The 22,599-nt window shown below is 69.1% G+C and carries 24 protein-coding genes and 2 tRNA genes; 12 read left to right on the forward strand and 14 right to left on the reverse strand.

The window, feature by feature from the left end:
• Positions 1 to 59 precede the first annotated feature (59 nt).
• The 3 genes from J0911_RS08720 (at position 60) to J0911_RS08730 (ending at position 2,073) form a co-directional block, all read left to right on the forward strand.
• Positions 60 to 509, forward strand: coding sequence for an SRPBCC family protein (locus tag J0911_RS08720; protein ID WP_207275067.1), 450 nt, complete (start codon positions 60 to 62; stop codon positions 507 to 509).
• A 485-nt stretch (positions 510 to 994) separates the two neighbouring features.
• On the forward strand, positions 995 to 1,495 hold the full coding sequence (locus tag J0911_RS08725) for a hypothetical protein (RefSeq protein ID WP_207275068.1): 501 nt from the start codon (positions 995 to 997) through the stop codon (positions 1,493 to 1,495).
• Positions 1,492 to 2,073 (forward strand): DUF6000 family protein, encoded by a 582-nt coding sequence (locus J0911_RS08730; protein WP_207275069.1) that lies wholly within the window; start codon positions 1,492 to 1,494, stop codon positions 2,071 to 2,073. Before J0911_RS08725 ends, J0911_RS08730 begins: the two co-directional genes overlap by 4 nt.
• Before the next feature lie 2 nt (positions 2,074 to 2,075).
• Here the strand turns inward: J0911_RS08730 and J0911_RS08735 are convergent, their stop codons facing one another.
• Entirely contained in the window at positions 2,076 to 2,603 is a 528-nt protein-coding gene (locus J0911_RS08735; protein WP_207275070.1) for a hypothetical protein, read from the reverse strand.
• A 137-nt stretch (positions 2,604 to 2,740) separates the two neighbouring features.
• Here J0911_RS08735 and J0911_RS08740 point away from each other — a divergent pair, with 137 nt between their 5' ends.
• From J0911_RS08740 to J0911_RS08760, 5 genes are all read left to right on the forward strand, one after another.
• Positions 2,741 to 2,980: a hypothetical protein gene (locus J0911_RS08740; RefSeq protein WP_207275071.1), complete on the forward strand. Its 240-nt coding sequence runs from the start codon at positions 2,741 to 2,743 to the stop codon at positions 2,978 to 2,980.
• 168 nt (positions 2,981 to 3,148) lie between these two features.
• Positions 3,149 to 3,544 carry an MTH938/NDUFAF3 family protein gene (locus J0911_RS08745; RefSeq protein ID WP_207275072.1) on the forward strand — a complete coding sequence of 132 codons (396 nt, stop codon included), beginning with the start codon at positions 3,149 to 3,151 and terminating at the stop codon, positions 3,542 to 3,544.
• Between the two features lie 32 nt (positions 3,545 to 3,576).
• Positions 3,577 to 3,816: a hypothetical protein gene (locus J0911_RS08750; RefSeq protein WP_123815192.1), complete on the forward strand. Its 240-nt coding sequence runs from the start codon at positions 3,577 to 3,579 to the stop codon at positions 3,814 to 3,816.
• 221 nt (positions 3,817 to 4,037) lie between these two features.
• Positions 4,038 to 5,090, forward strand: coding sequence for an HAD domain-containing protein (locus tag J0911_RS08755; protein ID WP_207275073.1), 1,053 nt, complete (start codon positions 4,038 to 4,040; stop codon positions 5,088 to 5,090).
• The gene (locus J0911_RS08760; RefSeq protein WP_307864989.1) at positions 5,066 to 5,479 is read left to right on the forward strand and encodes a hypothetical protein; all 414 of its coding nucleotides are present in this window, start codon (positions 5,066 to 5,068) and stop codon (positions 5,477 to 5,479) included. Before J0911_RS08755 ends, J0911_RS08760 begins: the two co-directional genes overlap by 25 nt.
• Positions 5,480 to 5,552: 73 nt before the next feature.
• On the opposite strand, the gene J0911_RS08765 is transcribed toward J0911_RS08760, so the two are convergent.
• The 6 genes from J0911_RS08765 to J0911_RS08790 form a co-directional block, all read right to left on the reverse strand.
• Positions 5,553 to 7,163: a HEAT repeat domain-containing protein gene (locus J0911_RS08765; protein ID WP_207275074.1), complete on the reverse strand. Its 1,611-nt coding sequence runs from the start codon at positions 7,161 to 7,163 to the stop codon at positions 5,553 to 5,555.
• 61 nt (positions 7,164 to 7,224) lie between these two features.
• Positions 7,225 to 7,635: a hypothetical protein gene (locus J0911_RS08770; RefSeq protein ID WP_207275075.1), complete on the reverse strand. Its 411-nt coding sequence runs from the start codon at positions 7,633 to 7,635 to the stop codon at positions 7,225 to 7,227.
• 179 nt (positions 7,636 to 7,814) lie between these two features.
• Positions 7,815 to 8,087: a hypothetical protein gene (locus J0911_RS08775; protein ID WP_207275076.1), complete on the reverse strand. Its 273-nt coding sequence runs from the start codon at positions 8,085 to 8,087 to the stop codon at positions 7,815 to 7,817.
• 199 nt (positions 8,088 to 8,286) lie between these two features.
• The gene (locus tag J0911_RS08780; RefSeq protein ID WP_207275077.1) at positions 8,287 to 8,661 is read right to left on the reverse strand and encodes a helix-turn-helix domain-containing protein; all 375 of its coding nucleotides are present in this window, start codon (positions 8,659 to 8,661) and stop codon (positions 8,287 to 8,289) included.
• Between the two features lie 100 nt (positions 8,662 to 8,761).
• Positions 8,762 to 10,201, reverse strand: coding sequence for a tyrosine-type recombinase/integrase (locus J0911_RS08785; RefSeq protein WP_207275078.1), 1,440 nt, complete (start codon positions 10,199 to 10,201; stop codon positions 8,762 to 8,764).
• 133 nt (positions 10,202 to 10,334) lie between these two features.
• Positions 10,335 to 10,405 (reverse strand) — tRNA-Gly (locus J0911_RS08790).
• A 233-nt stretch (positions 10,406 to 10,638) separates the two neighbouring features.
• Between J0911_RS08790 and J0911_RS08795 the strand changes: the two genes are divergently transcribed.
• Together J0911_RS08795 and J0911_RS21280 are read left to right on the forward strand one after the other, a co-directional pair.
• A tRNA-Pro gene (locus J0911_RS08795) sits at positions 10,639 to 10,712 on the forward strand.
• A 155-nt stretch (positions 10,713 to 10,867) separates the two neighbouring features.
• Positions 10,868 to 11,410 carry a site-specific integrase gene (locus J0911_RS21280; RefSeq protein ID WP_372434856.1) on the forward strand — a complete coding sequence of 181 codons (543 nt, stop codon included), beginning with the start codon at positions 10,868 to 10,870 and terminating at the stop codon, positions 11,408 to 11,410.
• Between the two features lie 86 nt (positions 11,411 to 11,496).
• On the opposite strand, the gene J0911_RS08805 is transcribed toward J0911_RS21280, so the two are convergent.
• A complete protein-coding gene (locus J0911_RS08805) occupies positions 11,497 to 12,930 on the reverse strand; it encodes an ATP-binding protein (protein WP_207275080.1) in 1,434 nt (477 codons plus the stop codon).
• A gap of 409 nt (positions 12,931 to 13,339) precedes the next feature.
• Between J0911_RS08805 and J0911_RS08810 the strand changes: the two genes are divergently transcribed.
• Both J0911_RS08810 and J0911_RS08815 read left to right on the forward strand, forming a co-directional pair.
• A complete protein-coding gene (locus J0911_RS08810) occupies positions 13,340 to 13,732 on the forward strand; it encodes a hypothetical protein (protein ID WP_207275081.1) in 393 nt (130 codons plus the stop codon).
• A 103-nt stretch (positions 13,733 to 13,835) separates the two neighbouring features.
• The gene (locus J0911_RS08815; RefSeq protein ID WP_207275082.1) at positions 13,836 to 14,681 is read left to right on the forward strand and encodes a C40 family peptidase; all 846 of its coding nucleotides are present in this window, start codon (positions 13,836 to 13,838) and stop codon (positions 14,679 to 14,681) included.
• Positions 14,682 to 14,833: 152 nt separating this feature from the next.
• Here the strand turns inward: J0911_RS08815 and J0911_RS08820 are convergent, their stop codons facing one another.
• The 6 genes from J0911_RS08820 to J0911_RS08845 form a co-directional block, all read right to left on the reverse strand.
• On the reverse strand, positions 14,834 to 15,610 hold the full coding sequence (locus J0911_RS08820; RefSeq protein WP_207275083.1) for a formate/nitrite transporter family protein: 777 nt from the start codon (positions 15,608 to 15,610) through the stop codon (positions 14,834 to 14,836).
• A gap of 151 nt (positions 15,611 to 15,761) precedes the next feature.
• Positions 15,762 to 17,264, reverse strand: a complete 1,503-nt coding sequence (locus J0911_RS08825; protein WP_307864991.1) for a SulP family inorganic anion transporter — start codon at positions 17,262 to 17,264, stop codon at positions 15,762 to 15,764.
• Between the two features lie 258 nt (positions 17,265 to 17,522).
• Positions 17,523 to 18,839: an MFS transporter gene (locus J0911_RS08830; RefSeq protein WP_207275085.1), complete on the reverse strand. Its 1,317-nt coding sequence runs from the start codon at positions 18,837 to 18,839 to the stop codon at positions 17,523 to 17,525.
• 39 nt (positions 18,840 to 18,878) lie between these two features.
• Positions 18,879 to 20,534 carry a peptide chain release factor 3 gene (locus J0911_RS08835; RefSeq protein WP_307864990.1) on the reverse strand — a complete coding sequence of 552 codons (1,656 nt, stop codon included), beginning with the start codon at positions 20,532 to 20,534 and terminating at the stop codon, positions 18,879 to 18,881.
• Positions 20,531 to 20,947 (reverse strand): MerR family transcriptional regulator, encoded by a 417-nt coding sequence (locus J0911_RS08840; protein ID WP_207275086.1) that lies wholly within the window; start codon positions 20,945 to 20,947, stop codon positions 20,531 to 20,533. The genes J0911_RS08835 and J0911_RS08840 overlap by 4 nt, the downstream gene beginning before the upstream one ends.
• 242 nt (positions 20,948 to 21,189) lie before the next feature.
• Positions 21,190 to 22,599, reverse strand: a 1,410-nt coding sequence (locus J0911_RS08845) for a GH1 family beta-glucosidase (RefSeq protein WP_207275087.1), incomplete at its 5' end; no start/stop codon positions are given.

Here is a 22,599-nt window from a genome sequence, read left to right on the forward strand (position 1 = left end):
ACGAGCGAGTGACCGGATCGGGGTCCACGGTGGAAGGACCCGAGAGGAAGGAGAACGTCGTGGCCAGTGTGACGAAGTCCGTCGACGTCGATGTCCCGGTGAGAACGGCGTACAACCAGTGGACGCAGTTCGAGGAGTTCCCCCGGTTCATGGAGGGGGTCGAGGAGATCCGTCAGGTCGACCCGACCCACACCCACTGGAAGACGCGAGTGGGCGGTGTCGAGCGCGAGTTCGAGGCCGAGATCACCGAGCAGCACCCGGACGAGCGCGTGGCCTGGAAGAGCCTGTCCGGGCCCGATCAGGCCGGTGTGGTCACCTTCCACCGGCTCAACGACGACCAGGCCAGGATCACCGTCCAGCTGGACTGGACGCCCGACAACGCGACGGAGAAGGTCGGTGACGTCCTGAACGCCGACGAGCGCCGCGTCCAGGGCGACCTCGAGCGCTTCAAGGAGTTCATCGAGGCCCGCGGCGTCGAAAGCGGTGCCTGGCGGGGAGACGTGGACTGACGACGGGCTCCCGGCACCATGCCGGGAGCTAGGCCTGTACGGGCAGGCGAGGAAGGTCCACGTGCTGGACGGCGCGACGGGCGGGTCAGGAGCTTCTGGCCCGCCCGTTCGCCGTGCGAGCGGGCGACGGGAATCGAACCCGCGTAATCAGTTTGGAAGACACCTTCGCCGGCATCTGGTTGGACGGATCAGTCGGGCGGAAATGCCTGGTGACCCGGGTCTATCTTAATGCAGGGATGGGCGGTTGTGGGGTTGGTGGGGGCTTCGATTGGGGTCGGATCGGGGTTCGGAGGGTTGAGATAGGGCATATAAGGGCCCGGCTCTGACCTGAGCCTGCCGCTATGGTGAGACCCGCGCCTTCCTGTGATCTCACTGCTGGTTCGGGCGTGTGTCCAAGGGGCTGAGGAGGCGAGCTGGACGGGGGATACGTGGTAGCGGGTGAATCGGTACCGAGCAGGCGTCGGGCGGTCATGAGGCTCGGGTCGGTGGTGGTGTCGCTGGCGTGCTTCGGCGGCGGGGGAGTCGTCGCCATCCTGGTGTATCCGGTGCTGGCGCTCGTGCTCCACGTGGTGCTGGTGTTGGTGGCGATCGTGACCGACGCGCCTGCGGGTGGGCCGCTGGCCCTGCCGTTCATGCTCGCCGTGGCGACGGTCGCGGGTATCGCGTATACCGTCCTCGCCTTTGTCGTGGTCGGGGCCTCGACACTCCTGGTCTCTTGGGCGCGTCGGCGCGTGCTGGCGTTCGTTGTTGTCAACGTCGCGCTGCTGATTCTCGGGGTGGTGGTCGGCGTGTTGGTGTTCGGAGTGCGTGAGCCGGCGATGGCGACGGCCGGTGCCCTGGCCTGGTCGGCCGGGATTGCAGCTGGCGGACTTCCGGCGTGGGTGGTGATCGCGACGGTCTGGTTCGGCCTCCGCATGATAGGCGGCGTGGTTCGCTGGGCCGAGAACTCGCCTGCCCGCCGAGACCGCGCTGTGCTCGAAGCGTGAGGACTCCAGACGAGGGCCGGGATTCTCCTTTTGGTCACTACACGCGTGAGGAGATCCGGCTGATCGAACGGCTTGTGCGGCCGTTCTACCTGAAGATGCACCTGGTGGAGGCACCGATCGAAGCAGATCCGCAGGTGGCGGGCCGATTCCGCCGCAAGCTGGTGAGAGTTGGCGGGAAGGTGACTTCCGAGCAGGTGGAGTGGCTGCTGCAGGGCAACGGGTGGCGCGAACTGACCATGGGCGCGTGGTTCGCGCTGGCGGTGCCTACCGAGGAGGTGCGCGAGGCGGTCGTCGTCGCGTGGAACAACGTGACAGGCGCGCATGCCGCGGGGCCGCTGGCAACCGTCAGTGCGCTGATCGTGGGGCCGGACGCCATCGAGGGGATGCGGTCGTTCGTCGAGCGACTCGACGGTCGTGAGGACCGCGGGACTGCTTGGTATGTGTCGGCAACGATCGCGCACTTGGGCGGATCCCCGTCTTCTGACCCTGACCCGACGGTAGTGGCCACGTTCCGGGAATCGCTGAGGATTGCCACTGATCTACGAAGCGACTTCAGGGCGGCGCGCCGCCCTCGGTGACGTCACGGCGTCGAGCGATGGGATCGGCCGCCGACCTCGTAGGTCGTCGTGGTCAGGAGTACGCGGTTCGGACCAGTGTGGGTGATGGGGGCGGCGCGCCAGACGTCGTGCTGGTCAGGGATGGCGAGCACGGCCTGGAACTCGGTCGGCCGGTTGCCGTGCGGCCAGCGGCTGGAGGTCCATGACAGGTGCCGGATCTCGGCGCGCTCATGCTCGAGGACTCGTGTGGGCTGGGGGACGGCCGGAAGTTCGGTGATCTGGGCGGCGAGGTCCGGTCGACCTGTCTGGGTCGATCCGAGCTGCTGGCGGATCCACCGTGATGCTCCGGGGCTTCGCGTGGCGAGCTGGGTGATGAGGTCACGGAGCCGCTCATCGCGTGCCGCTACGTCATTGATCGTCGAGATGGAGAACAGGGCGGCACCGGCGCCGCGGATCATCTTGGCCAGGCCGATGACGACGCCGGAGCGTGCCTCGGCGGGGTAACGGACGGCGCGGATCTCCAGGAAGGCCCAGCGAAGGACGGATACCACGGCCTTGGCATCGGCGCTCAGCGCCGGGACATCACGCTCCTGGCGAGGTTTGGTCGCGGACGGGTGCGCCGGTCATCTCATTCTCGGGGCTGCCGGGACGGCCGGGAAAGAGGTCGTGGCATGCGGCGACCAACACGATGGGACCGGCTCATATTGCCGACGTCTACGTGTTCGCCGTTCACACGACCACGCAGGACGAGCTTTACGACGGGCTGGACATTGCCAAGTGGCACTTCTACGTCCTGTCCGGAGAGACGGTCAAGGCCACCGGGCAGGGGTCGATGCGCTTGTCCAAGGTGGTACGCCTCGGCGGCCAGGCGGTAGCTTGGGCAGGCCTTCGTGACGCGATCGGCGAGGTCGGAAGCTGTTCGGACTGATGCGTCCTGTTCGACGCCCAGATCATGAGGCCTCAGGCCTTGCAGCTCCGGAAGGCTTCTCCACGGCTCGCCGGTACCCTCCGCGTATGAACGAGCTCGTGCTGGCCCAAGGCGATCCAACTGGATCTCGCGACGACGCCGAGTCGTGTCGGCATGAATGACCACGTCATGGGCGGTCCGAGTTCGCCGAAGGTGGCAGACCTTGGTTGGGGAGTAGTCGATGTCGAGGGCGTCGGCCGATTCAAGGACGTGATCCTGTATCCGGGTGGCGCGGTCGGGTGGGACTGGGGTGTGACAGGTACACGGCATCGTCCGGGTATCCAGCCATCCGACGTCGACCAGGTAGTCGCCGTGACCGGTGCCGAGGCGACGGTTGTGGGGATCGAGGTGCTCGTCTTGTCCCGTGGCATGGAGTCACGGCTGGGCGTCCACGAGGACACGGTCCGCTACGCCGAATCGCTCGGCATGGAGGTTCACGTCGCGCCGACCGAGGACGCCGTCGCTCTCTACAACGAGGTCGCCGCGACGCGCGCGGTCGCCGCGTTGATCCACTCGACCTGCTGAGAAGTCCTGCTGGGCAGGTAGTCTTCGCGATCGTGACCGGTCCGCAGGTGTTCGCTTTGTGCTGGGGTGTGCTCGCAGTCGCGATGGGTGTCGGCTTCGCGGTGTTCGCGAAGCAGCACGCAGATGTGCAGGTGCGGATTCAGCGGTTCCTGAAGACGCCGGGGCCGTCGAGTCATCGAACAATCGCGATCTTCTCGCGGGTGTTCGGTGTCGGCTTCGCCGTCATCGGCGTCGTGGTGTTCTTCGCCGCGCTTACCGGCGCCCTCACGTGATCGGCGCCGCGAGTCGCGTGGTGGATGTCCTCGCTTCTCTGGCCGGCCCAACCACTCTCGACTGGTGGCGGCAGACGTTCTGGCGAACCGCAGGGCCCTGACCGCCGGCCGCAAGGGCCACGGTTGGATGATGAACCTGCTCCCGATGACACTCCTGACTCATGAGGCGTGACGCGGGCACGCGCATCCTGGCCTTGCGCTCAGCCGGATAGGGTGTCGCGGTGATCCAGACCGCGCGTCCGCTGGTGTTTCTCGACGTCGACGGCGCCGTGATTCCGCTGGGAGCAGGGCACCGCGCGGCGGCGGTCGACGACCCAGCGGGGTGGCGTTCGGGAGCTAATCCGCAGATATCGATGGTGGACAGGGGACTGGGGGCGCGTCTGCTCGGGTTGTCGTGCGAGCTGGTGTGGGCGACGGCGTGGGGTGAGGACGCCAATGAGGTGATCGCTCCGGTTCTCGCGTTGCCGCGGCTTGCGGTCGTGGACTTCGACGAGCCGGACCTCCCCGTCCCGGCAGCGTTGCACTGGAAGACTCAGTCTCTCGTCCGGCATGCGGCAGGGCGGCCGTTCGTCTGGCTGGATGACGAGATCCGCGACTTCGACCGGCAGTGGATCGAGGCGGCGCATCCCGCCCCCGCTCTGCTGCACCAGGTTCGCCCGACCACGGGCATCACCGGGGAAGACCTCGCTGTCGTCGCGGCGTGGGTCGAAGAGGTGGTCGGCCCGCCGGTGCCCGATGATGCTCCGGCGCCGCTGCGAGCGATCATGGACGCGGTCTACGACTACGACGAGGGCCGCGGTGTCGACTTCGAGCCTTACCCTCAGCTGGAGCCCGCCGCCGAGACGGGCTGGTGGTTTCGCCTGTGGACGGGGAACCCCGAGGTCACGGGGCAGGAGGTGCGACCCTTCGGTATGGACCGGGGCGGCGGGTACGTTGCCTCCTGGATGATCCGCGACGGCGCGGATCTGGCCGGCCAGCCGGTGGTGTACATCGGCTCGGAGGGGGACGTGGCGATCCTGGCCGCGGACGCGTGGGACGCCCTGTGGTACTTCGCACACGGGCTCGGGCTCCACGACGTGCAGGGCGAGCACCACGGAGGTGAGCGATTCGGTGGAACCGTCGACCCACATCGTGTCGTCGTGCCCCACGCCGACCTGATGCATGTCGCGATGCGCTTGGCGCCAGAGCGTCGCCGGCCTGCAGATCAGATCATCGCCGAGGCCGCCGACGGACTACCCAGGCTCCGCGAGTGGATCGACGACCTGTGTCGCTGAGTCTCGAGCCCGCGGAGCTGCCGTCCGGGTTCACCTATCCGCGAGAGTTCCTCCGTGTGGTGGAGCTGGGGATCGTCGACCTGGAGCCCTGGCGAATCCTCAGCGGGGAGCGGCTCGCGCGCCGCGCGACCGGGCTGCGGGACCGCTACCGGGAGCGAGTCCTGGTCCCGTTCGCCGAGCGGATCGACAACGACGACATCGCCTGCTGGGACATCGAGCGGGACGGCCAGGTCGTCATCGTGCACGACTTCGCCTCGCCCGGATGGGAGCACGTCGCCGAGTTCGCGGACTTCTACGACTGGCTCCGCCAGGCGGTGGAGGACCTGATCGAGTACGACGACGAGTACCGGCCGCCGGCGCATGGGCGCTCGGTCGAGAAGTTCCGCTGAAGGCACCGCAAGAGGGGATCGACACGGGTGTCGACGTCCGCCTGTCTCGTGGTCATGAGGACGGCCCGGAACTTCATGCGCTTGCGCCTGCCAGGGCCGTGCGCAAGGCGTCACGGAACTGTTCGTCCGCGGCGACGAAGGTGCCGAGCTGTCCGCCGGTGACGAAGCGGGCGTCGCGTTTGATGACGTCGTGCCATCGCTTGAGGGCACTGGGGGACATGAGGGGCGCGAGCGTGGCCAGAGCGGTGATGGTGTCGTCATCGCGGTATTGGCCAGCCTGTGCTGCGAGATGGTCGGCGACATGGTCGACATCGAGGTCGCAGCCGGCGCGGGCCAGCGCGGTCGCGGCCGCAGCCAGCGCGATGGGGTCCTCCAGGAGCGCGTGCAGGACGGGATCCAGGGCGGCGGCCTCGGCACCGAGTCGTGCGGCCGTGCGGGCGGCATTCGCCCGCTGGTATCCCCACAGGAATCCTTCGTGGCCGGTAAGCCGGTCGGTCACCTCGGTCACGGCCGCCACCACGGGCGCGGGATCGCCGGTTCGTTCCCACACCGCTGCGGCGAGAGCGAGCTTCTTATCGATAACGGGGGCGGTGAGCCGGGCATACTCCGGCAGCGGAACCGCGAGCCGGGAACGCATCTCCTCGACGTCGAGGCTGGCGTCGTCGCCCAAGAGCTGATCCGGACTTGCCTGCACGGGAAGAGCTAACGGCTCCGGGCCAGGAGTCAGGCCGAGCGTCTGGGCGAGCATCCTCGCGCCCTCGGCCTCGACGTACTTGGCCGCGAACGGGCGGAGCAGCTCGGTCGCCGCGCGGGATCGCTCGCAGGCGATGGTCGCCGCGTACAGCACCGACGTCAGATCGGCGTGCTCGCGATCCGCGGCCTCGATGAGCAGGCCGGCGGCCGCCTCGCCGTGGCCGGAGTCGCACAGCCGCTCGACCACCCACGCGAGTGCCTCGTACCGGTCGTCCAGAAGCTGGCCGGCGATCGAGTCCGGGTCCGGTACCGACAGCAGCGCCTCTCTGGTCTCGCTGGTCCATGGCCGTCCGGCGTCGAACGACGCGAACACCCCGGCCAGTCGCACAGCGGGTGCGGGATCGGTGTACGCGCCGCCGATCACCCCGGCCGCATCCGGTGTACCGCAGCGCAACATCGCGATCACGGCCTCGGCGCGGACCAGCGGGTCCTTGTCGTCGTCGCGGGCCGCCCGCAGGGCGGGGAGCAGGTCGGTTGACCTGGTCTGCCCGAGGGCGTGCACGGTGGCCTTGCGGATTTCGCCGTCGTCGTGGCAGGTGAGCGGCCCGAGGATGTCGGCGTGGGCGCGCACCGCGTTGCGTATGTCGTCTTCCGCGCCGGGGGCGGTGTCGTCGCTGGCGGCCATCCACCCCAGAAGCCACAGGCACTCCCTTGTCGCGGCACCGGCCGCCGCGAGACGCGCCATGAACGGAACCGCGGCGGTGCTGGCCGAGTACACGGTGCCCTGGTGCACGATCGCGCCCCACAGTTCGCTCACACTCTCCGAGTCGGATTCGGAATCGGCACCCGCATCGACCACAAGGGCCCGCAGCATGCTGGGCATGTCGCTCGCATCGCCATAGGCATGCGAGACGGCAGTCCAGTCGAACGCGTCGACGCCGGCCAGGACGGCCGCCACCTCGGGACTCAGAGAAACTTCCTGCTGCGACATGGCCCAGAGCATGGCACGGGCCACCGACACTCAGCCGGTCAGACCATGGCAGTCCGCCGAGTCAGTCGTAGTTCCACGGGAAATCCGCATGCCACCACCGGTGGTAGTGGTCCAACTGCACGGGGAACTTCGCCATGATCCGCTCGTCCATCGAGTGGACGAGGGCACGGAGCTCCTGAGCAGAGCGGCGTGGTAAGCGGTGGATCGTGAGTTCGAGGAGGTCACGGTCGTCGATCGGGCTGCCGCAACATTCGCGGATACCGCAGCCATAGGAGTGTCTGCTCCACGGGTTGCGGGTGCGCGCCTCGCGTTCCCAATTCAGCAGCGCGCCGTGGATCTGGCCGGACCAAGCCTCCAGGAGGCCGATGGCGGCGTGGGCCGAGCCCGATAGGCGGCCGTCCTTGATGTACTCCGTGCGGTACGGGTGTCGTCGTGCAGCTGCTCGCTGCCGGTCGGGATGCCTACGCGGCATGTCCCTTCATGGTGCTCGTCATGGGGAGCATCCTGTCACAGCGAACGATTTGTCCGAAGCGCATCCCCCACGCTGATCTGGTAGGTCGGGCGCAGGCCGACGTACCGTGGAGTAGGGCGCCGCTGGTGCTGCGGGGCCGTCAGCGGCCGCTTCAAACAGCCGGGACCGCGGCGTCGCGTTCAGAGCAAGGAGCCCTTGCCCTCGATCGTCGTGAGCGCGTTCCGGAGCTCGGCAACAGACTTCGTCGCTGCACCGACCCACTCGTCGAAGCCGTCCGACAGGGACCAGAGCTCGAATTCCTCGGAACCAAGCGCGAGAACTCGCGGGGCATGCTCGACCAGCCAGGCCGCACGCTCGTCGTCGAGCACCGCAGTGATCGACTCGACCGTGACCCCTTCGGCCTCAGGCAGCCCGCGCAGACCACGAGCCGCGAGCGTCGCCTCGATCAGCAATGAGCGCTTCCACGCCGGGCATCGTGCCCGATGTAATCGTCTTCGAACATCTCGACGAGGGCGTCGAACGAGTGCTCGCCGTCAACCAGGCGGTCTACCGCGTCCATCGCGGCGTGTCCTCTGCCCCAAGCTGCCATGTCGCAGAACCTAGCGTCGCTGTCGGACATGCGCGCCGGCTGACAGCACTGACAGATGCTCCTCACTCGAGGTGATGCTCGACGTACTGATCGACGGCGGACCGTGTCACGAGCACTCGGCGTCCGACGCGCCGGCCCGGGATCTCCCCGTGGCGAACCAGTTCCCCTGCGGTCCAGGTCGAGATGCCGAGGTAGTCGGCGATGTCGGCGTACGTCATGTAGGGGTCATCGGGGTCGCCGTGGAGACGTTGCAGGTATGCCTCGAGGATCGAGAGACGGACGCGGATCCTGTTGCCGATGCGAGCGCAGGGACCGACTTGGCCGCGGCGCACGAGCTCTCCGAACCACCAGCGGGAGACACCGAGCACTCGTGCTGCCTGGGCGGTGTCGAGGAGAGGATCGGATGCTTGTGAGGCCGAAGAGGTGGCAGCGCTCATGGCTCGTCTCCCGATTCGTGACGACGTCCGTACACGACTCAGGTGGGTGAGCCTCGCCCGGGCGGGCGTCCTGAGCCCGCCCGGGCGAGGCGCGCCGTCGTCAGGCCGGGAACGCGATGACGTTCCCGCCCCGGTGCGCCTCGTCCAGTGCCGCCATGCGCTCGGCGAGTCGGGCGTCGCCGGTGTCGGTCGCGTGCTGGTAGACCATGGCAGCGGCAACGGTGGAGTGTCCGATCCGCTTCATCAGCTCGGCCAGCGTCGCGCCGGCCTCGGCGGCACGGGTCGCGGCGAGGTGACGCAGGTCGTGCCACCGGATCTCGGCCGGCATACCCGCGCGCGCCTTGGCGCGGGAGAACATCTGGGTGCGCTGCGACGCCCGGAGAGGGCGGCCGGTGCTGGTCGTGAAGACCAGGGCGTGCGGGCTGGGGCCGGTGAACTGGTCGAGGTGCTTGAGGAGCGCTCGGCCGGCGGCGGGTGGCAGGTGCACGGGGCGCTTTCCGGCGTCGGACTTCGGCGGGCCGAACGCCAGCGGCTTCCCGGTGACGTCCACCAGCGCCTGACGGACTCGCAGCCGAACGCCTCCCGAGCGCGTGCGCTCCACGTCTTGCCGGCGGAGGGCGAACAGCTCACCAGCCCGCAGCCCAAACCACGCCGAGACGATCACGACCGCGCGATAGCGCTCCGAGCCACCTCGGCAGGCGGCGGCGATCATGTCGACGACGCTGCCCGCGGGGATGACGCGCTCAGCGGGGCTGGTCTTGCCGGCGCCTCGGATCGCGCACGGGTTGGCGTCCAGGAGCCGGTCGCGTACGGCGTCGCCGCAGAGCGTGCGGAGCAGTGCGTAGGCGCGGGCGGCCTGGGTGCGTCCCGTCACCGCCGCCGACTTCTCGGGAGCCTCAGCGGCCGGGGGAGAACCGGCGGCGCGCCACGCCTCCCAGAGCGCGGCGGGCATGCGGCCTGACTCCTTCACCGGGCGGCCGTTCTGCCGTGCCCACGCGCGCACGTGCTGCGCCTCGGACGGTCCGAATCCCCCGGCGAGCCATTCGTCGGCGGACTTGGCCGTGGCCACCTTCAGCGCCGCGTACCACTCGCTGACGACGCCGTGCGAGATCGAGCGGGGCGGGTAGGTGCTCAGGTCGCTCTGGCGTCCGGTGCCGGGCACGTCCAGGGGGGTGGGGATCCATCGGCGCAGCAGGTCGTCGTACCTGCTGCGGGTGGTGTCCTTGAGCTCGCGGATCGCGAGCCAGCGTGGCGCGTACTCGCCCAGGGCGATCTCGCCGGTCTCTGGTTCTCGGTAGGTGCCGCGGTGGACGTCGGCGAGGACCTTGGCCAGGGCAGCGGCCGCGGCGTCGTAAGTGTCGAACGTCCCGACCGGTCGGCGCTTCTTGTCCGGGCCGGTGTACCGGGCCTGGAAGCGGCCCGGCCGCGTCTCCCGGATGTTGCCGTACGCGGCACGCCGGGTTCGTCGTGGCGCTCTCACGTCTCCAGGCGTGGACGCGGCGCCGTGGCGAGCGGGCGCGATTGCGGGGGAGTCGGACATCGTCGTGCTCCTGCTCCTGCCCCAGCCGTCACAGACTTAGGGCATATACGGGCACGGAGAAGAGGTTCCAAGCCCCGCGGAGCACGCGACGGGCAGGTCAGAAATAGCCTCTGACCTGCCCGTCCGCATCGTGAGCGGGCGACGGGAATCGAACCCGCGTAATCAGTTTGGAAGACTGAGGCTCTACCATTGAGCTACGCCCGCATCGGTCCTGACGACGGTATGTGCCATGGTTGGGGCAACCCCTCCGAGCGCACCGTCCGTCGTCGAACCGCGGGCTCACGATAGCAAACCTCGGCGGGCTCGTGCGGCCTCGACCCGGACGACCGGTCAGAGTGTTCGGACTTCCGTCGAAGGACGGTCCCGGCGGCTCGGCGTCCTCGTGATCCTGACCAGTGGCACTACACTTGCTCTCGCCCGGCCACGGCGGGGCTGTACGGGGTGTGGCGCAGCTTGGTAGCGCATCTGCTTTGGGAGCAGAGGGTCGCAGGTTCAAATCCTGTCACCCCGACTCACGGGCCGCGGAAACTCAAGGTTTCCGCGGTCTTTGGAGTCTGAGGACTTGATCTACTGTCCAGAAACTGTCTTTAACGGACACTGCCCGTCCGGCCCCGATCAGGCGGCCGGCCCCTGCTGACCGAGGACATCCGTGCGATCGTCGCCCGGATCGACACGGGCGCCGCGTTCGGTGCCCGTGATCGCGCGGTGATCTTGCTCGGCTTCGCCGGGGCGCTGCGCCGCTCGGAGCTGGCCGCACTGACCCTGGCCGACCTCGAGTTCAAGCCAGGCGGCGTGCTCGTGACGGTGCGGCGTTCCAAGACCAACTCCGGCGGCGAGGGGCAGGTCGTCGCGGTGGCGACCGGCGAACAGGCGGACACCTGTCGGGTCGGCGCCGTGCTGTTGTGGCTGAAGGTTCGCGGCACCGACCCGGGCGGGTTGTTCACCCGTGCGAGCCGGCGGCGTCGTGACCGCCCACCCGGTCGACGGCAAGACGATCTGCCGCGTGGTTGCCAGCCGCGCCCGGTAAGCCGGCATCGCCGGGAAACACATCTCCGCCCACTCGTTGCGGGCGGGCCACGCCACTACCGCTGCGCAGGCCGGGGCTTCGGTCGACAGGATCGCCGCCCAGACTCGGCACCGCAGCACCTCGGTTCTGGTGCAGTACTACATCCGCCCCATCGACGCGCTTGCCAACACCACCAGCCGTGACCTCGGCCTGTGACGTCGACTCGTTCTTCCTGAGGGGGAACCACGACGTTGTCTCGAACGTCTGGATCACTCCGCTCGTCGTGGTGTCATCGCCATGCGGTCAGCAGGTCGTCGGCTGTCCAGGCGAGGTCGAAGTTGGCGTCGTCGTCTGCACCGGCAGGACACACTCCCACGGCGGCAGTGTTCTCCGTTGCACCTGGGACGGACCTGCTATCGGCAAGCAGTTGTCCAGCATCTCGCGAGGTGAGCGGCTTGTCCGCTCGCCACTTGATCGTGCCGGTGAAGCTGATGCTGTGCGCCGGACGGTCGTCGGCGCCGACAAGGTCGACCTCCGGGCGGTTCGTGCGTGGCCACCAGTTGCCGACGACCTTGACGTCCGGCCAGGGGGTGCTCGGTGCCAGCCGCCAGACTGCCTCCCGCACGACGGGCTCGACAGCGCGTCCTCTCCAGGCCGGGTAGCCGCTGAGCACTCGTGCATGTGCGATGTCACCGCGCCCGGCGTCGATCTCGTTGAGGTGCGGTTCGACGAAGGCGAGCCAGAACCGCAGAGCCGGGTCGTCGATGCGATAGCGGCGGTCCTTGGGTGCCTTCTTCATCGAGAGCGGCTCGTCGAAGGCGACGACCCGCTTGGCTCTGAGCATGTGCAGGGTGCGGGACAGGGATGTGGCAGGAATCGGATCGAGGCTTGTGGCTGCCTGCTGTACTGCTGAAAACGTCCTCTCGCCCCGGCCTCCGATGGCGGTGAGTACTCGTCTGGCCAGGGACGTCTCGCTGAATTCTGATTCGAGGATACGTAGGCCATTGACTACCAGCGCGGTGGACGAGTCGTCGACCGCGGCACGCAGGAAGTCATCGAGGGTCATCCCGTGTTCCCATGCTTCCGCGACGAGGGGTTGACCGCCGGTGATCAGGTGTGCGTCGAAGGCGTCCATCCCCGAGGTTCCGGTGAGTTCTGCGACGTCGCGTGGGTTGAGGGCGCGCAGCACCATCTCGGCGGCGCGGCCGTGGAATGGCTGATCGTGCCGGGTGAGACTTTCCATCATGGACAGGTCGCTGCCGAGCAGCAGGAGGAGGACCGGCTTGCGTGACAGGGTGAGGTCCCATGCGCGCTGCAGTTCCCCGGCGCCGCCCGCGAAGCCTTCGAGCAGCCAGGGGAGTTCGTCGATCACGACGATCGATGGTGAGTCGTCCGGGAGGGCGAGTGCGAGTACCTGGAGTGCTGCCGACAGGGTCGTGGGTTGGATGCCGTGTGCACTGGCCGAGCCCGGGAGGGAGGAGTCGACGACTGCGTCGCGGAGATGCTGCAGGTCCTCGAGCGGCGGAGTGTTGCGCGATGCCTGGAAGTGGACGTACGGGAGTGCGGCTCGTCGCACGAACTCGCCGGCGAGACGGGACTTGCCGACGCGCCTTCGGCCGCGAATCATCACTGCGGTGCCACGGTCCAGACGCGTACCGCGCAGGACCTTGTCCAGGTGCTTTTGCAGCGCTGCGAGCTCTCGGGTGCGACCGACGAACGCCATGGTGCTCTAGGCCTTCCTCTCTTGAAACTTCCAGGTTTGGAAGTTCCAAGACTGAAAGTACCGATGTCGGCGGGATCGCGCGAGCCGCGATGTCGTCGTCGTACACCTCCAGCGGCCCGGGCGAATGCGCGGCCGCCCACCAGGACACTGCATCCGAACCCGGTCGAGTACCGGCTTGAACTGCGGGCTGTCACCACGGTGAGCAGCTTCTCGGGCCCGCGGCGTTCAGCGGGCCTCGTGGTCGGCAGACCGAATGGCTGACGCGAAGGGATGCGAATTCCTGCACCTCGCCCACTTCCGGCCCCGTGTGGCTCGTATACCGTTACTCGTCCGTTATAGTAGGCCTGCCATGAACGTGACTCGTCGCCCCCGCTCGCTGCTTGCCGGCTCCCGGCGCGGGGTGACGACGGTGACGACGTTCGTACTCCTCGTTCTGACGGTCGTGGGCGCTGCTCTGACGTGCGACGTTCACGCGAACGAGCACGCGCACGACGTCGGACAGCTCTATGGTGCCGCTGAGTCGCACGGCAGAGGTGCGGCGCAGGCCACATACGACGTGGCGATTGACGATGTCGACACCGTTGCGCCCGTCGGCGGTGGTTCTCCCGGCTGCTCCGACCACGACACCGTCACGGCGCAGTCCTTTCCGCTCTCGCCGCCACCACCGGTTTTGGCAACCATGCCGGAACGCACCGCCTTTCGGCTGGCACCCGTCCTGGTGCGCCTGGACCATCGGCCGGCCTCCGGAGTGGCCGCTGCGAGGGCTCCTTCCCTGCACGCCCTGGGGATCTCCCGGACGTAGAAGCACCCGACCCGTCGCCGCCCCACCCGGGCGTCGACCGCTTCGGCGCGCCCCGGAACGGGGACGCGCATGCTTCTACTCCGATCGGAAAGGCCCCTGATTCATGGAGCGCAATTTCAGCACGACCACGACGTCGCAGGTTCGCGGTCGTCACCGGGCGGTACGACGCCCCGCCCTGGCCCACGTCGCCAGAGCCGCCACCCAGCAGGCCGCCGGCTTCGCCGACCGCACCGCCATGGCCGCCGCGGCCGGATCCGGCGTACTGCTGTCCCTGATCGCCGCCCCTGCCCAGGCGGCGACAAACGCCGAGTCGGTCAACACCTCGGTGTCCGGCGCATCGGTCAACGGTGCGTTCGGCGCGATCGACCTCCAAGCCCTGACCACCCAGGCCCGTCAGGTGGTCGACGCCGCACCCGTGGTGGCCGTTGCCCCCGACACGAAGCTCAAGGTCGAGAACGCCGCGGTAGCTGTGGTTCCGGCCGTGGAGACCGAGGCCTATCAGGCGCAGCTTGCCGCCGAAGCAGAAGCCGCGGCCGCCGAGGCGGAGGCCGCAGCCGCGGCCGAGGCGGCGGCTGAAACCGCTGCTGCGGTCGCTGCAGACATCCCCGCCTCCGCCGCGGGTTCCGCGGTGCTGGAGGTGGCGATGCGGTACCTCGGCGTGCCGTACGTCTGGGGCGGATCGACCCCATCGGGATTCGACTGCTCCGGATTCACGTCGTACGTGTACGCGCAGGTCGGGGTCAGTCTTCCCCGAACATCCTCCGAGCAGCGATACGCGGGAACCGAGGTGCCCTTCTCCCAGGCGCAGCCGGGTGACCTCCTCTGGTCACCCGGCCACATCGCGATCTACGCCGGCGATGGCATGCAGATCGAGGCTCCTGTCCCGGGCAAGACCGTCCGATACACCCAGATCTGGCAGTCCAACCCCATCGTCCTGCGCGTCGGCTGAGAACCGCCCGGGGCGAGGGACACCACCCTCGCTCCGGGCGCCGCGGCCACAGCTTCGAGACCCGGGCTGAGTTCACCGCTGCCCGCTGCGGCGACCGCGCCCGCGCAGTGCCACCGGCGACGGCCGGGCGGCTTCGCCGAGGCGCGAGCCCCCTACTTGCCCTTGACCTGCGCGGTATGCGTGAGCGTGATCAGACCGAGGCCGCCCACGAGGTTCCCGGCCGTCGACACGGCGATGTTGACGGCGAGGTCCGTGTAGGTCACGGAGCCGGTGTGCCATACCCCGAACAGCAGGTGGAGCGCCGAGACGACGACGTGGTCGAACGGTCCGAGCGCCAGGAAGACACCGACCAGGTAGGCCACGAGGATGCGGGCCGTGGCGGTGTCGACGGCCTTGAGCAGGTACGACAGGAGAGCGAGCAGCGTTCCTGCCAGGACTGCTCGCGCGAACGTGCCGGAAATCGGCTTGGTGGCGATCTCCTGGGCGATGCCGTCGAGGGCGTGCTCCGAGTTGCCCGGCATCGCTCCGTCGACGAGGAGCACGCTCAGCAGGACGGCGCCCCCGACGAGGTTGAGCGCGAGGATCCATACCCAGAGCAGGGCGAGGACGCCCCAGACCTTGCGGCCGCCTTCGGAGATGGCGGCGGCGACCGGGTCGAAGAGGTTCTCGCTGAACAGTTCGGTGCGGCCCACGACGACGAAGACGACCCCGAGGCCGAAGGCGAGGGCCCCGGCAAGCGTTGCCATCTCGGCACCGAGGGCAGGCTCGACCAGTGCTTCGGTTACTCCCAGGGCGACGATGCCGAAGACGATCGTCACGCCGGCGATGAACCCCGTGGTGACGGTCTCCAGACGCGACATCGCCAGCCGTCGCCGGCCCTCCCGCTCCGCGCGGTGGTAGATCTCTTCCGGGTCGGGTGCGAGAGCCATGTCTCGAACGTAACGGCCGTGGCCGGACCGTGCGTGTCAGGAGTTCGACGGCCACCACCCAGAGCACGCCGATCCACAGGCCGGCCCGCTCCCGCTCGCGACGACTTCGTGCAGCAGGACGTCAGCCGTCGTCGACGGCGGTCCGCCGATCTCAGTGGGCGGCGCCGAGCTGTCCGGTGAGGCGGTCGTAGCGGGTGGTGGTGTCGGGGTTCATGCCGATGATGGTGACGTTCTTGCCCTTGCGTTCGTACTTGGTGCGCACGGCGTCGAGCGCGGCGACGCTGGAGGCGTCCCACACGTGAGCTTCGGACAGGTCGATGACGATGTTGGTCGGGTCGCCCGTGTAGTCGAACTGGTAGACGAGGTCGTTGGAGGACGCGAAGAACAGCTCACCCTGGACCGCGTACACCCGCTGGTCGTCCTCGTCGGTGGCGTCCAGGCGGGCGACGGTGGTGAAGTGGGCGACGCGCCGGGCGAACATGACCATGGCGACCAGGACGCCGGCGATGACGCCGTAGGCGAGGTTGTGCGTGGCGACCGTGACCACGACGGTGACGAGCATGACGGCGGTCTCGGACTTGGGCATGCGACGCAGCGTGCCGGGCTGGATGGAGTGCCAGTCGAACGTGCCCACCGAGACCATGATCATGACGGCGACGAGCGCGGCCATGGGGATGATCGCCACGACGTCGCCCAGGCCGACCACCAGGATCAGCAGGAACACGCCGGCCAGGAAGGTGGAGATACGGGTGCGCGCGCCGGAGGCCTTCACGTTGATCATGGTCTGGCCGATCATGGCGCAGCCGCCCATGCCGCCGAAGAACCCGGTCACGACGTTCGCCACGCCCTGCCCCCAGGCCTCGCGGGTCTTGTCCGAGTGGGTGTCCGTGACGTCGTCGACCAGCTTCGCGGTCAGCAGGGACTCCAGGATGCCGACCAGCGCCATCGCCACCGCGTACGGGGCGATGACGCGCAGCGTGTCGAAGGTGAGGGGCACGTCGGGGAAGAAGAGGGCCGGCAGGGATTCGGGCAGGGCGCCCTCGTCGCCCACGGTCGGCACGGCGATCCCGGCGGCGATGACCACGACGGTCAGCAGCACGATGGAGACCAGGGGCGCGGGCACGATCTTGGTGAGGCGGGGGAAGAACACCATGATCGCGATGCCGACGGCCACCAGGGGGTAGACGGCCCAGGGGACGCCGGCCAGGTGCGGGACCTGGGACAGGAAGATGAGGATGGCCAGGGCGTTGACGAAGCCGACCATGACCGACCGCGGGATGAACCGCATCAGCTTGGCCACCCCCAGCACGCCGAACAGGACCTGCAGGATCCCGGCCAGGATGACCGTGGCGATGAGGTAGTCCATGCCGTGGTCGCGGGCGACGGGCGCGATGACCAGCGCGATCGCGCCGGTGGCCGCGGAGATCATGGCCGGGCGACCGCCCACGAACGCGATCGTGACCGCCATCGTGAACGACGCGAACAGACCCACACGCGGGTCCACCCCGGCGATGATCGAGAACGCGATCGCCTCCGGGATCAACGCCAGCGCCACCACCAGACCGGCCAGGACCTCGGTGCGCAGCACACGCGGGGAGCGCAGGGCCGCGACGACGTCGTGCCACGACCCGGCCGCCTCAGGGGCGCCGGTCACGGGGACGGGCTTCGGTGCTGGGTCGGGCAGGCTCTCTCGGATCTCTTGGGACACGCGGGTCTTCCGTTCTTTCGGTGGCGCGCGAGGGCGCGTGCCGGAACGGGCTGCGAGCCCGGTCCGGTCGTGGTCAGGACTGAGGGCGCGCAGCGTTGCGCACGAGGGACAGAGGGGCTGACGTGAGGGGTGGACGTCAGAGACGCAGAACGGGCGTCCTGCCCTGGGAATGGACACGGGGCAGGGTGCCGGTCGACGGCGACCCTACTCTAACGTGAGGGAAGTGTTGCTGTCCCCGTGTTCGGGCGTGTCGGTCGTCACAGGAGCGTGCCGCGTGGCAGGAACGTGCGGTTCGGCGGTGAGCGCTGCCCAGATGCCGATCCCCACGGGGACGACGGCACTGCCGACCAGCGCCGGGCCGTAGCCGCCGGTCGTGTCGAACACGGCGGCGAACAGCAGCGGGCCGACGGCGGAGGCGGCGACCCCGACCGAGGACACGACCCCACGGATCGCGCCGATGTGCCGGACGCCGAACGCGTTGGGCAGGCCGGTGTTCTCCACGGCCCGTGCGATGTTCTGTGCGACGCCGAGTGCCATGCCGAACCCGAGGGCGGACCATCCCGGGGACACGACGGTCGCCCAGACGAGCGCGCCGGCGAGCATCCCCATGGCCGACACGAGCAGCAGGCGTCCGCCGAAGCGGTCCATGAGCCAGCCGCCGGCCAGCGTCGCGACCAGGCCCGCCACGGTCTGCGGCAGGAAGTTCGCGGCCGCCTCCGTGGCGGTCAGGCCGTGGGAGGTGAGCAGGCTGATCTGATGGAAGGCCACGGCGGTCCCGAGCATCGCGGACGTTGCCAGGGCGCAGGTCACGAGCCAGAAGTAGGGGTGGCGGAGCGCCTGTGCCCGGGTCAGGCCTCCTGCGGGCCGCGGAGCGCTTCCCGGTGCCAGGGTGGCGCCGTCAGGCTCCTGGCCCAGGTCCGCGGGGCGGTCCCGGATGCCCAGCAGCGCGATGGGCAGCACGACGGCCCAGACGGCGGCACCCTCGATGAGCCATGCGGAACGCCAGCCGACGTCCGCGATGAGTCCTTCCAGCAGCAGCGGGGCGGACGACATGCCGACCACCCCGAACGCCGCGGCGAGGCCTCCGGCCAGCCCCCGGCGCTTCTCGAACCAGTGCGCGACCACCGTGGTGGAGGTGAGGGCCAGTGCGCCCTGGCCGGCCATCCGCACGCCGACGAACCCCGCGGTCAGGCCGACGATGCTGCTCACCAGGGACATGGCCATGAGAATGGCGCCGAACACGAAGCCGATCACGAGCAGGACGCGGCGGGTGCCGTACCGGTCGATGGCGCGGCCCACCCAGGGCAGGGCGAACGCGCCCGTGACCGTGCCGATCAGGTAGGAGGTGGAGATCATCGACCGGCTGATGCCCAGGTCTGCGATCAGGGGATCGATGAACAGCGAGATCCCGACGGTCTGCCCCGGGGCGGACATCGTGAGGGTGATCGCCGCGAAGACGACGATGTGCCAGCCGTAGAAACCGTCGGGGGTCAGGGCGCGCGGACGTCTGAGCAGGGGCACGTGTACGTGTCACTCCGGTAGGTGCGAGATCTGTTCCGGCTAGGCGTCGCCACCGGCCACGAGCGGACGCAGCTCGATGCCGTGCTCGCGCTGCAGCGAGCGAAGCCGCCACACGTCGCGGAACAGCCCGAGCAGGACGCCGTCGGCGCGGCGGGCGATCTCGGTCCCGGCGGTCCGGCGCACGGCCGGCACGTCCTCGTCGTCCACGAGCCGGGCGACCGACAGGTCCAGGTGGTCCAGGGCCATCGGCGCGGAGAACTCGTGCTCCATGCGGAAGGACGCGACCTCGAACTGCAGCGGCCCGACGGCGGCCAGGATCGGGTTGGCGTCGCCCCGGTCCTCGTTGACCAGGACCTGGACCACGCCTTCCTGCTGGAGCTGGGCGATACCGCGCCGGAACTGCTTGGACTTGCTGGGGTCCTTCGCGCGGGCGGCCGCGAAGTGCTCGGGCGCGAAGGCGGGCATCGGCGGGTAGCGGACCGGTGGACCGCCCGGCTCGTACAGGGAGTCGCCCACGGCGAGGCTGCTGGCGTTCACCAGGCCGACGACGTCGCCCGGGAAGGCCTCCTCGACCGTCTCGCGGTCTCGGCCGAACACCTGGAGCGCGTACTTGGTGGCGAAGGGACGCCCGGTGCGCTCGTGGGTGGCGACCATGCCGCGCTCGAACCGGCCCGAGCACACCCGTACGAACGCGACGTGATCGCGGTGGTTCGGGTCCATGCCGGCCTGCATCTTGAACACGAATCCGCTGAAGGGGGCTTCGACCGGCCGAGTCGGTGCGGTCCGGAGCACCTCGGTGGTGGCGTCGGCCCCGGAGACGACGGCGCCTTCTCCGCCCGCGCCACGCAGGTCCGGCCGCGGTCCGGGTGCCGGTGCGAGGTCGACGATCGTGTCCAGGAGCTGCCGCACGCCGATGTTGGCCAGGGCCGCGCCGAACAGCAGCGGGGTGGTACGCCCCGCGAGGAACGACTCGTGGTCGACGGTGTCGAGCAGACCGGCGCTGTCCACGGCGTGCGCGTAGTCGTCCGTGAACCGTTCCCGGGCCTCGGACGGTGCCAGGTGGCCCTCGACGGCGAGGGCCGCACCGCCGGGCGTGCGTTCGTAGGTGTTCACGTCGCCGCCGGCGACGTCGAGCAGTCCGAGGAACCGGCCGGCCTCGCCGACGGGCCAGGTGAGGGGAGTGGGTTGCAGGTCGATGCGCTGCTCCAGCTCGTCACACAGTTCCAGGGCCTCCTGGCCCGGCCGGTCCCATTTGTTGACCAGCGTGATGACCGGGACGCCGCGACGGCGGCACACCTCGAACAGCTTGAGGGTCTGAGGCTCCAGCCCCTTGGCGGCGTCCAGCAGCATCACCGCCGCGTCCACCGCGGTCAGGACGCGGTAGGTGTCCTCGGAGAAGTCGGCGTGGCCGGGGGTGTCGAGCAGATTGATCACCGTGCCGCCGTAGCCCAGCTGAAGGGCCGCGGAGGTGATCGAGATGCCGCGCTTGCGTTCCATCTCCATCCAGTCCGAGACCACCCCGGCCCGGTTGCCCTTGCCGTGGACCGCCCCGGCGGTCTCGATGGCCCGGGTGTGCAGCGCGAGCGCTTCGGTGAGGGTCGACTTGCCGGCGTCGGGGTGGGAGATGACGGCGATGCTGCGCCGCCGGGCAGCCTCCGCGCGAATTTCGGACTGGTACGGGCTGGCCGTGGTCACCGGGCGGACTTCACCTCTCGTCGTCGTTGGCGCGCCTCTCGCCGCAGGTTGGCCGCGAACTCCTCGGCCATCACCAGCTGGGCGCGCAGGCTGGCGCAACGCTCGTCCGCGGCAGCCTGGAACATGGTCAGGCGCTCCAACAGCTCGGAGCGCTCGTCCGTGGTCGTGTCGTCACCGTCGAGGGCGTCCACGACATCGAGCAGGTCCCGGGTCTCCTCCAGCGAGAAGCCCAGCGGCTTCATCTGCTTGACGAGCATCAGCCGTGCGATGTCCGACTCGGTGTACAGGCGGAACCCGCCCTGCGACCGTGCCGACGGCGTGATCAGCCCGACCTCCTCGTAGTACCGGATGGTGCGCAGTGACAGGCCGGTGCGTTCGGCGACCTCGCCGATCTGCTTGTGGTTCAGCCCCACGACCCCTCCTCGTTCATCGGATCCCTACTCTATCGCGGCGTCAGGGCGCGGCCAGGCCGGAAGGCAGGACTCTCCGCGTCGGACGGCGGCACGTACACTTACGCGACGGCAGAGATCGACGCGCCGCACCGGGCGGGCCGCGCACCGATCACCGGCGGCGGCCTGGTGGCCCGGGGCAGAGCTGGACGGGCGCACGGCCGGACCCCGGAAGGCAGAGCCCGGCCGCCCTCACGGCTCCCGGTTCAGGCGGGGTGGATTTCGGTGATGGCGGGGAGTGTCCGGCTGGTTGTGAGGCGGCGGTACCAGTGGGCGGAGTCTTTCCAGGTGCGTTCCTGGGTGGTGTAGTCGACTCGGATGATGCCGAAGCGGCGGTCGTATCCGTAGGCCCATTCGAAGTTGTCCAGCAGGGACCAGGCGAAGTAGCCGCGCACGTCCGCGCCTTTGTCGCGGGCCTGGGCGAGTGCTTCGATGTGGTCGTGCAGGTACTGCACCCGGCGAGGGTCGTGCACGCGGGCGACGCCGCCGGTGAGGGTGACCTCGTCGTCGAACGCGGCGCCGTTCTCGGTGACCATCAGTGGCAGGTGCGGGTAGCGTTCGTGCAGTTCCATGAGCAGGTCGGTCAGGCCGGCGGGTTCGATGTTCCAGCCCATCGCGGTCCAGGGGCCCGGCTGGGGCAGGAACTCCACGTCCTCGGCCCCGATCCACGGGTTGCCCGCGGAGTCCTTGTGCCCGTCGGCCTGCTGCCGTTGCCCCTGGCCCGACCACGCCCGCACGCGAGCGGTCGAGTAGTAGTTCACCCCGAGCACGGTCAGCGGCTGCCGGGTCAGGTCCAGGTCCCCGTCGTGCACGAACGACCAGTCGGTGAGCTCGGCCGTACGCTCGAGCAGGCCCGCGGGATAGGCGCCCTCCAGCAGCGGGCCGAGGAAGGAGTCGTTGGCGATCTGGTCGGCCTTGCGCTTGGCGTCCAGGTCGAGGTCCGAGGCCGGGTCGTCGGGCCGCACGACGTGGAGGTTCAGCGTGATCGAGACCTTCGCGTCCGCGCCCAGGACGTCACGGATCTCCCGCACGGCCAGCCCGTGGGCCAGGTTCAGGTGGTGGATCGCGGTCAGAGCGGCCACGGGGTCGCTGATCCCCGGGGCGTGGACACCCGAGCCGTAGCCCAGCAGGGCCGTGCACCAGGGCTCGTTCAACGTCGTCCAGACATCCACCCGGTCACCGAACTCCTCGGCCATACGGCGGGCGTAGACCGCGAACGCCTCCGCGGTCGCACGGTTCGTCCAGCCACCGGCATCCTGCAACTCCTGCGGAAGATCCCAGTGGTACAGCGTGACCACAGGCTTGACACCCACAGCCAGCAGCGCATCAAGGAGATCGGAGTAGAACCCGATCCCCTCCGCATTGAACTCACCACCCCCACCCGGCTGCACCCTGGGCCACGCGATCGAGAACCGGTAGGCATCCAGACCCAGGTCCGCGATATGCCCCACATCCTCCCGCCACCGGTGGAAATGATCATCAGCCACATCCCCCGTATCCCCATTCAACGTCTTACCCGGCGTATGCGAGAACGTGTCCCAGATCGACAAGCCACGCCCACCCTCGCTCACGCCCCCCTCAATCTGATAAGACGCCGTCGCCGACCCCCAGACGAA

It is taken from the genome of Myceligenerans salitolerans (assembly GCF_017349295.1).
GTDB classification, from domain to species: domain Bacteria; phylum Actinomycetota; class Actinomycetes; order Actinomycetales; family Cellulomonadaceae; genus Myceligenerans; species Myceligenerans salitolerans.

Bases quoted from the DNA above. Each gene is read 5' to 3' on its own strand.
- J0911_RS08745 (WP_207275072.1), top strand. From the start codon at position 3,149: ATGGGCGGTCCGAGTTCGCCGAAGGTGGCAGACCTTGGTTGGGGAGTA.
- J0911_RS08785 (WP_207275078.1), bottom strand. From the start codon at position 10,201: ATGTCCGACTCCCCCGCAATCGCGCCCGCTCGCCACGGCGCCGCGTCC.
- J0911_RS08740 (WP_207275071.1), top strand. From the start codon at position 2,741: ATGGGACCGGCTCATATTGCCGACGTCTACGTGTTCGCCGTTCACACG.
- J0911_RS08805 (WP_207275080.1), bottom strand. From the start codon at position 12,930: ATGGCGTTCGTCGGTCGCACCCGAGAGCTCGCAGCGCTGCAAAAGCAC.
- J0911_RS08770 (WP_207275075.1), bottom strand. From the start codon at position 7,635: ATGCCGCGTAGGCATCCCGACCGGCAGCGAGCAGCTGCACGACGACAC.
- J0911_RS08815 (WP_207275082.1), top strand. From the start codon at position 13,836: ATGGAGCGCAATTTCAGCACGACCACGACGTCGCAGGTTCGCGGTCGT.
- J0911_RS08765 (WP_207275074.1), bottom strand. From the start codon at position 7,163: ATGTCGCAGCAGGAAGTTTCTCTGAGTCCCGAGGTGGCGGCCGTCCTG.
- J0911_RS08780 (WP_207275077.1), bottom strand. From the start codon at position 8,661: ATGAGCGCTGCCACCTCTTCGGCCTCACAAGCATCCGATCCTCTCCTC.
- J0911_RS08820 (WP_207275083.1), bottom strand. From the start codon at position 15,610: ATGGCTCTCGCACCCGACCCGGAAGAGATCTACCACCGCGCGGAGCGG.